This is a genomic window from Borreliella japonica, assembly GCF_900099615.1.
Taxonomy (GTDB): Bacteria; Spirochaetota; Spirochaetia; order Borreliales; family Borreliaceae; genus Borreliella; species Borreliella japonica.
On sequence record NZ_FMTE01000003.1, the window covers coordinates 171,472 to 183,033 of the forward strand.

An 11,562-nucleotide genomic window follows, 5' to 3' on the forward strand; every position below is an offset into this window, starting at 1 on the left:
CAAAGATTAATTAATCTTAAGCAGTAGTCATTTTGCTTATTATTGAATGGCATAGCTTTGGTGTATTGCAATTTTCATCACAATCTAAATTCATAATCATAATTTTAACTTTGCAAACTCTCATTTTATCATTCTATAATAAAAAAAAATATTATTAAATAAATTTCCATAAAATATTTGTTTTGTTATAATTAGCTTAGGAGATTTTAAATTTTATGGATGAAGTTAAAAAAGCTAAATTAGGAGGCAAAAAGAAAGAAAAAGTCGTAGCTGGGATTTTGCCTCATTCTAATAAGCCTGTAAGAGCACCTTTAATAGCGGTTCCTTCCCATCCAGTTTTTCCAGGGATGTTTATTCCAATTGTTATAATCTCTGATTCTGATATGAAAGCAATTGATTATGCTATGAAAGGTAATGGAATTATTGCTTTGTTTGTTTTGAATGATAAATTTTTAGAAAAAAACAATAATAATGCTCAACAGAAATTAATTATTGATTACAGTAAAGATATTTATTCTGTTGGAGTTACTGGAAAGATAATAAAAAAAATTAATCTTCCAGATGGTGGTTACAATATATTCGTTTCAACTTTTGATAGGATTAAATTTGTTAAAGTTGTTCTAAGTGATAAATTTCCCATAATTGAGATTGACTATTTGAAGCAAATTCCAGTTAGAAAAGACGATATTCAATCAAAGGCAGTTTACAGTAGTATTTTGCTTAGAACTAAAGAGATATTTTCACATAGAAAAATGCCTGAAGTTCAATTAAATATGGTTAATATTGAAGATAAGGGAAAATTATGTGATATTGTGGCCAGTACTATTTCATCTTCAAAAAATGATCATCAAATAGTTCTTGAAACTTTGAGCGTAAAAGATAGGCTTAAAAAAGTTTTAGAGCTAATTTATGAAGAGCTTAATTTAATTGAAATTCAAAATAAAATTGCTAAGGGCATTCAAGAGAGATTAGAGAAACAGCAAAAAGAGTTTTTTTTAAAAGAACAGCTTAAAGCCATTAAAGCTGAACTTGGCGTGGGCGATAAAAAAAACAGCGATTTAGAAAAGCTTAAAACTAAGCTAAAGGCTTTAGAATTAAAAGGAGAATCTTTAGATGTAGTTGAAAAGGAGTTAGAAAAATTTTCACTTCTTGAGACAAGTTCAGCTGAATATATTGTTATTAGAAATTATCTTGAACTTATTACTGAGCTTCCTTGGCGAGGTTTGAAAATTAATTTCGATAAATTAGATTTGCAAAAATCCAAAAAAATTTTAGATAAAACTCATTATGGAATGATGGAAGTTAAGGATAGAATTATTGAATATATTTCTGTTCTTAAATTAAGAAAGACTCAAAAAGGGGCTATTATTCTTTTGGTGGGACCTCCTGGTGTGGGAAAAACTTCTGTTGGGGCGGCTATTGCAAAAGTTTTGCGCACCAAGTTTTTTAGATTTTCTGTTGGTGGAATGCGTGATGAATCAGAGATTAAAGGACACAGAAGAACTTATGTTGGTGCTTTGCCAGGCAAAATTATTCAAGGTTTAAGAATTACTAAGACAAATTCTCCTGTTTTTTTAATTGACGAGGTGGATAAAATTTCTGCTTCAAATTATGGGGATCCTTTTTCGGTTCTTCTTGAAGTTTTAGATCCCGAACAGAATGTTAAATTTAGAGATCATTATCTTGATCTTCCTTTTGATATTTCGAATGTATTTTTTATTTTAACTGCTAATTCTGTTGAAACCATACCAAGACCTTTGTTAAATAGAATGGAGGTTATTGAAGTTTCCGGATATGTTGATAACGAAAAAATAGAGATTGCAAGAAAGTATTTAATCCCTAAAGTTTTAAGTGAAAACGGAGTTGATAAAGATTCTTTAAAATTTCAAAGCTCAGCTCTTGTTCAAATTGCTCAAGAGTATGCAAGAGATAATGGAGTGAGAAATTTTGAAAAATATTTAAACAAAATTGTGAGAAAGGTTGCAAGAAAGCTTATTGAGAATACTGAAATTAAATCCTATCAAATTTCTAATGAAAATTTAGAAGAATATGTTGGTGTGCCTGTTTTTAGAAAGGAAAGCATGCTTAATGCTATGTGTTCGGGGATGGTAATGGGTCTTGCATGGACAAATTATGGGGGTTCAACTTTAATGATTGAGACTGTAAAGACGGAGTCCAAGGTAGGTGGAATTAAATTGACAGGTAGACTTGGAGATGTTATGAAGGAATCTGCTAATATTGCCTATACTTATGTTAATAGTATCAAAGGAGATCTAAATATTAGCAAATCTTTTTTTGAAAAAAATATTATTCATTTACATATTCCAGAAGGAGCTACCCCAAAAGATGGGCCTTCTGCAGGAATTACAATAGCTAGTGCTTTTATTTCTCTTGCTCTTAATAAGGTGGTTCGACCCCATTTGGCTATGACTGGAGAACTTTCTCTTACTGGGAATGTAATGATGATAGGGGGACTTAGAGAAAAAATAATTGCAGCAAAGCGTAGTGGTGTTGAGCACATTATTGTTCCTCAGGCAAATAGAGTTGATTTAGAAGAGATTCCTATTAACATTAAGAGCGGCATTAATTTTTATCTTGTAGATAATATGCGAGAAGTCATTAAATTATTGTTTTAATTTTTTTAAATTGTTATTTAAGGCTAGTTTTACCCTAGGTTTAAATAAATAAATTAATAATGGAAGAAGAGTTAGCGATGCAAGAGATGTCGTTAGCATTGTAAAAGCAATTATTGCTCCAAGAGTTGATATTATTTTATAGGCCGAAAATGTTAAGGTTAAGAACCCTATTCCAACTGAAATAGAATTTGCGAATATTCCATTAAATACGCTAGGTATTGATTCAAGAAGTGCAGTTTTGTATATTTGATTTTTTTGGTATTTTAAAATGAAAGTATTGAAAAAATGAATTGAATAATCCACTCCAACTCCCATGCTTACAGATGCGATTGTTGCTGTTGCAGGGTTTAAGGTTATCCCAAATAATCTCATTACAGCAAAGTTTAAAAATACCGACCATGCTACTGGGATTGCAATAATTATTCCGGTTTTTACAGATTTAAAGAAAAACATAAGCAATAGTGTTATTGATCCAAGAGTTGTTATTATGTTCATAATCTGCTCTCTTACCATTGTTTTAGCTATTAACACCTTATCATATACCCCCGAGAAATGATATTTATTATTTCTCATATGTTCATTAATTGTTTCAATAGCATATTTTTCAAATTTTTTTATTCCTTCGGTTGAATTGTCTTCAATTCTTACTATAATAGATATTAATGACCAATCATCATTAATATACATTTTTTTATTGTCTTTAGTCCAATCGCTTCTATCTACTAAATTTATTAGTTTATTTAGTATAGTTTTGTTTTCAGGCAGTTTATACTCTAGCGGAGATTCTTTTTTAATTTTAAAATTTGTAAATTTTAAAATTCCATTAATAGAGCTCGATTGAGTTTTTGTAGAAAATGCATCAAGCTTGTCTGTAATTAAATCTAAGATTTGCATTGCTTTAGCATTTTTAAATTCACCCGGCTTGCCTTCAAGTTCTATTTTAAAAATCGATATACCCCCCATTTCTTTTTGCATTAGGTTTAATGTTTTTTTCACACTTGTAGTTTCTTTAAAGTAATCTTTTTCGTCAAAGTTGATTTCGATTTTTAAAAGACCCACAATAGAAATTCCCAGTATGATGACGACTATTATAGAGGATGTATATTTTCTTTTTAATATAGACTTTGTTATTTGTGTATTTAGCTTGGCAAGTTTTTCAAGGAATAATATTTTAGGTATTTTATTTTCATTTTGTTTTTCAAGAGATCTTTTTTTTGCAAATGGGATTAATGTTATTATTCCAGGCAAAACGGTTAATGAAATTGTCATTGAGATAATTACTCCAATTGACATGAAAATACCCATTGTTTTGTAAGCATTAATCGAAGAGGTTGTAAGAGATAAGAATCCAAATGCAGTTGTAAGAGATGTGAGCAGTATGGGTGTTTTAAGTTTTTTAATTGTTGTTTTTATTGATTCTTTTGAGAGTTGTTCTTTTTTTATTAATTTAAATATTCCATTTATTATGTGTACAGCATTAGCGCATCCGATTGAAATGAGTAAAACAATCATTGAAGTTTCTGGCACTGTAATAGGGGATTGTACAAGTCCTTTAATTCCAAAAGTCCAAATCAATGATAATAATGCAATAAAAATGGGAATTAATGCGCCAATTAGATTTTTTATAATAAGATAAAGTGAAATTATTACTACAAAAGTAGCAAGAGGTCCTAGAATTTTGAAGTCTTCAACCATGTAGTTTAAGATTTTTTCTCTTACTATCAAATCTCCTGTAAGATACAACTTTAGATCGTCTGTTTCATATTTTTTAATTACTTCCTCCATATCATCAAGTTCAGTTTTTAAATTTCTACTGAAGTTGATTTTGTCACTCTCTGATGGGATTATTATGAAGTATATTAAATTTTCCGAGTTGCCTAGGAATGTGTTTTTTACAAATGGAGTTGACTTTATTTTATTTTTTATTTCTTCCATATCTTTATCTGTGTAGATTTCTTTTTTAAATTGTGGAAAATAAGAAAATATGCTTGTAACGGCATTTGGAGATACTTTTAAAATTTTTGTTATTTCATTGATTACACTGTTTATTGTTTCAAAATTTTTTTTATTGAAAATATTTTTTTTATCTTGAAATATTACTATTGTAGATAAAAGTGAATTACTCTTATCAATGTCTATTAAGCTTTCAGTTTCTTTAGTCTTGGGTATAAGTTTTAAGATGTTTGCATCGAATTTAAGATTTTTTAAAAAAAATCCTAAAAAAATAGTGATTAATATAAATATTGTGAATATAATTCCTTTATATTTAATGATCAGACTTTCAAAGTCCATATTGTGCCTCTTTTTTACCTTATCACTATGTTGACAAGCTTGTTTTTAATTGCAATTATTTTTACTATTTTTTTATCGGATAAGTTTGATTTTATTTTGCTATTTTGCATTGCTATTTTTTTTAGCTCTTCTTCATCTGTTTCTTTGTTTAGTAAAATTTTGTCTTTTATTTTTCCATTTATTTGCAAGACAATTTCTTTTGCGTCTTTAATAATAAGTTTTTCATCGAATTCTGGCCATTTTGAATTTTTGAATAAACTAGGAGTTTCTCCAATATATTCCCACAGCTCTTCTGCTAAATGGGGTGCATACGGGGATAAAATAATTATAAATGGTTTGAATATATATAAATAATTTTTTTTATACTTTAAAATTTCATTTATAAATATCATCATGGCGGAGATTGCTGTGTTGAAATTTAGCTTTTCTGTGTCTTCTGTGACTTTTTTAATTACTTTATGTAGTTGAGATATTATTTCTTTTGGAGGATTGTCTTTTGATAGTTCTTTTTCTTTTAGGCTCCAAATTTTGTTTAAAAATCGAAAAACACCAATGATGCCTTTAGTGTTCCAAGGTTTAGAATCTGTTAGTGGTCCCATAAACATTTCATAAATTCTTATTGAGTCTGCTCCAAATTCCTTGATAATGTCGTCTGGGTTTATTACGTTCTTTAAAGATTTTGACATTTTGGCAATTACTTGGGTTACTTCTTTATTATCTTTTTTGTCAAAAAATTTATTGTCTTTTTCTATAACTTGGTCATTAGGTATTAAAACACCATTTTCTTTTTGATAAGAAAATGCCGTTATTATGCCTTGATTTATCAACTTTTTAAAAGGCTCTTTTGTATTTACATACCCTAGATCATAAAGAACCTTGTGCCAAAACCTTGAATAAAGTAAATGTAGTACTGTGTGCTCAGCTCCACCTATGTATAGGTCAACCGGCATCCAATATTCAATTTTTTTTTTACTTGCAAATTCTTTTTGGTTTTCAGGGTCGAGGTATCTCAAATAATACCAACAAGAGCCTGCCCATTGTGGCATTGTGTTTGTTTCTCTTGTAAAACCCGTATTATTTACATTTACCCAATCTTTAATCCTTGATAAAGGAGATTCTCCCGTTTCAGAAGGTTTAAAGTCCGCAGTTTCTGGAAGCTTTAGGGGAAGATCATTTTTTTCTAAAGGTATTGCATTTCCAAGTTTGTCAAACAAAATGGGTATAGGCTCTCCCCAGTATCTTTGCCTTGAAAAAATCCAATCTCTAAGCTTGTAGGTAACTTTTTCTTTCCCTTTTTTGTTTTTAGTGAGCCATTTTATTACTTTATCTTTTACTTCAGAATTTTTAAGATTATTAAATTCATTAGGGGAATTTATTGAAATTCCATCATCAGTAAATGCTTTTTCTAGTATTTCATTTTTCCCCGATTTTGATATCACAGGCAAAATTTTTAATTTATACTTTTTAGCAAATTGAAAGTCTCTCTCATCATGTGCTGGAACACCCATTACAGCTCCACTGCCATAAGTTCCTAGTACGTAGCTTCCAACCCAAATGGGAATTTTTTCGTTTGTTATTGGATGAAATGCATAAGATCCTGTAAAAACACCCGATTTGTCTTTTTCAAGAGAGGTTCTCTTAAGATCACTTTTTAGTTCTTCGTGCTTTACATATTTTAAGACATTACTTTTAAAGTTATTTTTTGTTATTTTTTCTATTAGTTTATTTTCTGGTGCGATTACTAAATATGTGATACCAAAGATTGTGTCTGGTCTTGTTGTAAAGACTTTGATTTTATCATTGCAGCCTTCAATTTCAAAGTCAATTTCAACTCCTGTTGATTTGCCAATCCAATTTCGTTGCATTTCTTTTACAGGTTCAGGCCATTCTAATTCTTCAAGATCGTTTAACAATCTTTCAGCATACTTTGTAATTTTTAAAACCCATTGTCTTAAATATTTTTTTTCTACGTTGTGAAATCCCCTTTCAGATTTTGGTCCATTCGGGGTTTGAATAATCTCTTCATTTGCTAATACTGTTCCAAGCTCAGGGCAGTACCATACAGGCATTTCTTTTGCATAAGCCAACCCTTTTTTATACAATTCCAGAAAAATCCACTGTGTCCATTTATAGTAATTTTCGTCGTGTGTTCTAATTTCTCGATCCCAATCATATGCAAATCCCAAAGCTTTTATTTGTTTTTTAAACTTATTAATATTTTCTTCTGTGCTTTTTTTAGGATGAGTTCCCGTTTGTATTGCATAATTTTCAGCAGGAAGTCCAAAACTATCGAATCCTATTGGGCGAAGTACATGAAATCCATTCAAAAGTTTGTATCTTCCAAATATGTCAGTAGCTGTGTATCCTTCTGGATGTCCAACATGGAGCCCGCTGGCAGAGGGATAGGGAAACATGTCAAGTATGTATAATCTTTTTTCTTTGGGAATGCTTGGATCTTCTTTTACCTTGTATATTTTGTTATTATTCCAAAATTCTTGCCATTTTTTTTCAATTTTTATGAATTCGTATTTAGACATTTGTCCTCTTGAAAATTAATCTACAATTTATTCTCTAGAATCCTTTTAAATCGCATTTTTGTAAGTTTTACTTTAATAAGTTACTAACAATTTTATGCTGTGAACTGGACTTGAACCAGCATGAGCTTGCGCTCACTAGCCCCTCAAGCTAGCGTGTCTACCACTTCCACCACCACAGCATTATTTCATTATATTTTTTATTTTAAATTCTTGTCAACTTTTTTATTTTTTTTAATTATGCATATTATTATTGTTGTTGTTACTGTAATAAATATTGCAAATATGATTATTTTTATTTTTGAAAATATTACTTCAAATGATTGTCCTAGTTTAAAGCTTAGGGTAAAGTAAATCATTATTGAGAGTAACGTTGCAAAAAAGTCAGAAACAATAAATAGATTCGATTTCATATTTCCCATTCCTGCTGATATAAATATTGCGTTTCTAACTCCAAAGGGTATAAACCTTCCTATGAATAAAGTTAATACTCCGTATTGACCATAATAGTAATTTATTTTGTCAAGCAGGTTGTTGTCTTTTTTATTTTTAAACAGCTTATTTCCCATTAATTTTCCAATGTAAAAAGATATTATGTCTCCAAGATAGGCTCCCCAAAAAATTCCTAAAAATATTAATAGGGTATATTCATTTTTTCGACTAGATAAAATTCCACCCATTAGTACTATTGCATCCTCAGAAATAGGAACATTAAGACCTGCTAAAATTAGCAAAGAAAAAAATACTATTGGGGAATAAGCTATGTTTGAATCAATGGATTCTATTATTTTGTTTATATACATTGTTGTCATCTATTTCTTGTTTTATAAGTTAAATATATGCTTGCTAAAGTTAAATATGCAAAGTAAACAATGAGAACAGTTTTTGCTATTTTTAATGCTGTTGCAGGTAGCTTTAAAAATATCGATACAGCAAATATTAGGCAGCTTATTATTGTTATTGGTGTGGTAATTTTTCTTAATTCTTTAGTTTTTGATGGGTAAATAAACTTTATTGGGATAAAGCTTAGAATAATGCATATTGATATCGTAATAAGATTTGTTATTTGTCCTATTTTAAAGATTATGTTTAATATTACAAAGATATTCCATAGAGAAGGAAATCCTCTAAAGTAGTTATCATTTGTTTTTGCATCTGTTCTTGAGAATTGATATGCTGATGAGAGTAAAATTCCAATACAAATGGCGATTTTATATTTTTCTGCAATGAATTCTCCCAAATAAAAAAATATAACGGGTATGAATGTATAGTTTATATAGTCTGTAATGTTATCAAGTAGAGTGCCATCAATTTCAGGTATTAATTCCTTTACCTTAAGCTTTCTTGCCATAGTTCCGTCAATTCCGTCTATTATAAGCCCTATTACTGTTAACTTTAAAAGAAGAGAATAATCACCATTTACAATTGAAATTATTGAGTAAAGTCCTACAATCAATCCAGATGCTGTAAAAGTATGTACAAGCCAAGCTAAAATCAAATTGATATTTTTCACAGTAAATCTCCTTTTATTGGAATATTTTTTTTATCTCTTCGAGTCTACATTTGAAAATGTTAATAACATTTTCTATCGGTGCTTTTTTTGTTAAATCTACTCCGGTAATATTTAAGGAATCTAATGGATATTTAGAACCACCTGTTTTCAAAAATTTTATATAATTTTCTACCGCATCTTTTTTATTTTCTTTAATGTCTTTGTATATTGATAAAGCGGCCGCAATTCCTGTAGCATACTGATATACATAAAAGGGTGAATAAAAGTGAGGAATCCTAAGGCATTCAAGGGGACTTAATTCGTCAAATTTTAGACTAGGTCCAAAGTACTTTTTTAGCAAATTCATATAAGTTTCCGTTAGTGTTTCTTTTACTATAGGTTTTTCTTTACTAATCATTTCATGAATAATGTACTCAAATTCAGCAAACATTGTTTGTCGAAAGAATGTTGAAACCATGTCGTCAATTTGTGTGAGTTTTATATATTTTATTTTTTTAGTATCTGTTTCGTTTTTAAGCAAATATTCTGCTAATATTTGTTCGTTAATTATTGATGCTATTTCTGCTTCAAAAATGGAATAATTATAATGAGGAAATGGATTGTTTTTTATGCTAAAGTAAGAGTGCATTGAATGTCCCGCTTCGTGTGCAAGCGTAAACATATCTCTTATTGATTCGTCTTTGTAATTAAGAAGTATATAAGGTTTCCCATTATATGATCCGGCGCTAAAAGCTCCTGATCTTTTTCCGGTATTCTCGTATTTATCAACCCATCTTTCTTTTAAAAGACCGTTTCTTAAGATTTCTGTATATTCGTTTCCCAGTATCTTTAAAGATTTTAATATTTTTTCACAAGCTTCTTCAAACGAATTTTTAAATGTTATTCCTTTTGTTAATGGTACGTAAACATCGTAATGATGTAGATATTCTTGGTTTAAAGCTTTTTTTCTAAATTCATAATAGTCATTAAGAGCAGATAAATTTTCATTTACAGTTTCTATTAAATTTGTATAAACTTTTTTGTCAATGTTATTTGAAAATAGTTGCATTGAAAAGGTATTTTCAAACTTTCTTGTCTTTGCAATGAAATGATTTTTCTTAAAGTCTGAAATAATAAGATTAGCAAGTGTATTTTCATTGTTTTTGTATTTTTGATAAAATTTCAAAAAGGCTTCTTTTCGTATTTTTTGATCTTCGTTTTGTAAAAATAGTGTATAGGTTGAATTGGTTAGAGTGTGTCCATTAATTTCTCCGAATTCCATATCAGCATTTGTTAATGCTGAGAATATGTTTTGATAAGTTGAGTAAAGAGGGGTGTAGTTAGCAAGTATTTCTTCTTCTTGTTCGCTTAAAATATGTTTTTTTTCTTTTAGTATTTTTTCAATTGCAATTTTTTTGTCTTTAAGCTCAGGTGCAGTTATCCAAGCTTGAATTTTTTTTGCATCTGTTTTTAGTATTTTGGGCATGAAGAATGAGGTGGTATTAGATACTTTTGTAGCTAAATTGACACATATAGAATATATTTTATTTGAATCTTTGTTGGTTACATCTGTTTCTAATTGAAGCATTGCATAGTAAGAGACTTTCTCTAAATCTTCCATAATTTTATAGTATTTATTTAAAGTTTCTTTAAATAAATCAAAATTTAATTCCAATTTTTCATATTTTTTAAATTCTTTGGTTTTAATTTCAATATCATTGACTGCTTTTACATATTCTTCTTCATTTGCAAATAGAAAAGATAAATCCCATTTATCATTCTCATTGATTTCATTTCTATTTATCACTAAATTCTCCTCTTCCTTTTCTTCATTGTTTGGAAAGAAATAGTACATTGAAACTTTATAAACATTGTGCCTTTTATTTTACAATAAAGTCTAAACTTTATATATAAAAAGCCTTTAAGTTTAACTGTTGAATAAAGATTCTAATAAAAATTTTTTAAATTTTAAAAATGCTATTCCTCGATGGGATATTTTATTTTTTTCTTCAAGTTTTAAATCGCTAAGCTTTTTATTATTTTTAGTTAAAAATATTGAATCATAACCAAATCCATAGTTTTTATCACCATTTAAGCTTAAGGCAATTTTTCCTTTAATAATTCCTTTAAAATTTGATATTTGTCTATTTTTTGATATATAGCTTATGTTGCATATAAAATATGCTTTTCTATTTTTTTCATTTTTCATTAAGTCTAAAATAAGTTGATTTTTTTCATTAGTGTTTAATTTTTTACACAGTTTATAAGTGTCATATCTTTTAGAGTAAATTCCAGGTTCCAAGTTTAGCGCTTCAATGCATAACCCAGAATCCTCTCCAAAAACATTTTGTTTTTTATTTAAAATTTCAAACAGCGCTTTTGCTTTGAGCAAAGAGTTTTCTTTAAATGTTTTTCCTGTTTCTTTTATGTTAAAGTTTTGAGGGACTATTAAGTTTAAATTGGGTATATTCAATATATTTTTTACTTCATTTATTTTATTTTCATTTGTTGTTGCAAAAAATAGTGTTTTCATTTACATAATAGTAAAGTATTTGTGAATTTAATTGTATAATCATATTAGTTTTAAGTATTGTTTTCTTTAATAATT

General features: G+C 28.6%; 7 protein-coding genes and 1 tRNA gene. 1 reads left to right on the plus strand and 7 read right to left on the minus strand.

Annotated features, from left to right (window positions below):
* Nucleotides 1-215 precede the first annotated feature (215 nt).
* Nucleotides 216-2,636, plus strand: a complete 2,421-nt coding sequence (lon, locus tag BLO14_RS03015; protein WP_091972680.1) for an endopeptidase La — start codon at nucleotides 216-218, stop codon at nucleotides 2,634-2,636.
* On the opposite strand, the gene BLO14_RS03020 is transcribed toward lon, so the two are convergent.
* The 7 genes from BLO14_RS03020 to rdgB all read right to left on the minus strand — a co-directional run bounded on the left by BLO14_RS03020 (nucleotide 2,625) and on the right by rdgB (nucleotide 11,487).
* Complete coding sequence (locus BLO14_RS03020; RefSeq protein WP_091972682.1) at nucleotides 2,625-4,928, minus strand: efflux RND transporter permease subunit; 2,304 nt, start codon at nucleotides 4,926-4,928, stop codon at nucleotides 2,625-2,627. The genes lon and BLO14_RS03020 overlap by 12 nt on opposite strands.
* 14 nt (nucleotides 4,929-4,942) lie before the next feature.
* Nucleotides 4,943-7,465, minus strand: a complete 2,523-nt coding sequence (gene leuS, locus BLO14_RS03025) for a leucine--tRNA ligase (protein ID WP_091972684.1) — start codon at nucleotides 7,463-7,465, stop codon at nucleotides 4,943-4,945.
* 95 nt (nucleotides 7,466-7,560) lie between these two features.
* Nucleotides 7,561-7,644, minus strand: a tRNA-Leu gene (locus BLO14_RS03030).
* A gap of 18 nt (nucleotides 7,645-7,662) precedes the next feature.
* A complete protein-coding gene (locus BLO14_RS03035; RefSeq protein WP_091972686.1) occupies nucleotides 7,663-8,274 on the minus strand; it encodes a DedA family protein in 612 nt (203 codons plus the stop codon).
* A complete protein-coding gene (gene pcsA / locus BLO14_RS03040) occupies nucleotides 8,271-8,975 on the minus strand; it encodes a phosphatidylcholine synthase (protein ID WP_091972688.1) in 705 nt (234 codons plus the stop codon). The genes BLO14_RS03035 and pcsA overlap by 4 nt, the downstream gene beginning before the upstream one ends.
* 13 nt (nucleotides 8,976-8,988) lie before the next feature.
* Nucleotides 8,989-10,761, minus strand: a complete 1,773-nt coding sequence (pepF, locus tag BLO14_RS03045; RefSeq protein WP_091972690.1) for an oligoendopeptidase F — start codon at nucleotides 10,759-10,761, stop codon at nucleotides 8,989-8,991.
* Nucleotides 10,762-10,881: 120 nt separating this feature from the next.
* Nucleotides 10,882-11,487 (minus strand): RdgB/HAM1 family non-canonical purine NTP pyrophosphatase, encoded by a 606-nt coding sequence (rdgB, locus tag BLO14_RS03050; RefSeq protein WP_091972693.1) that lies wholly within the window; start codon nucleotides 11,485-11,487, stop codon nucleotides 10,882-10,884.
* Nucleotides 11,488-11,562 lie beyond the last annotated feature (75 nt).

Coding starts and splice junctions, on each gene's coding strand:
- lon (WP_091972680.1), top strand. CDS start 216: ATGGATGAAGTTAAAAAAGCTAAATTAGGAGGCAAAAAGAAAGAAAAA.
- BLO14_RS03020 (WP_091972682.1), bottom strand. CDS start 4,928: ATGGACTTTGAAAGTCTGATCATTAAATATAAAGGAATTATATTCACA.
- leuS (WP_091972684.1), bottom strand. CDS start 7,465: ATGTCTAAATACGAATTCATAAAAATTGAAAAAAAATGGCAAGAATTT.
- BLO14_RS03035 (WP_091972686.1), bottom strand. CDS start 8,274: ATGACAACAATGTATATAAACAAAATAATAGAATCCATTGATTCAAAC.
- rdgB (WP_091972693.1), bottom strand. CDS start 11,487: ATGAAAACACTATTTTTTGCAACAACAAATGAAAATAAAATAAATGAA.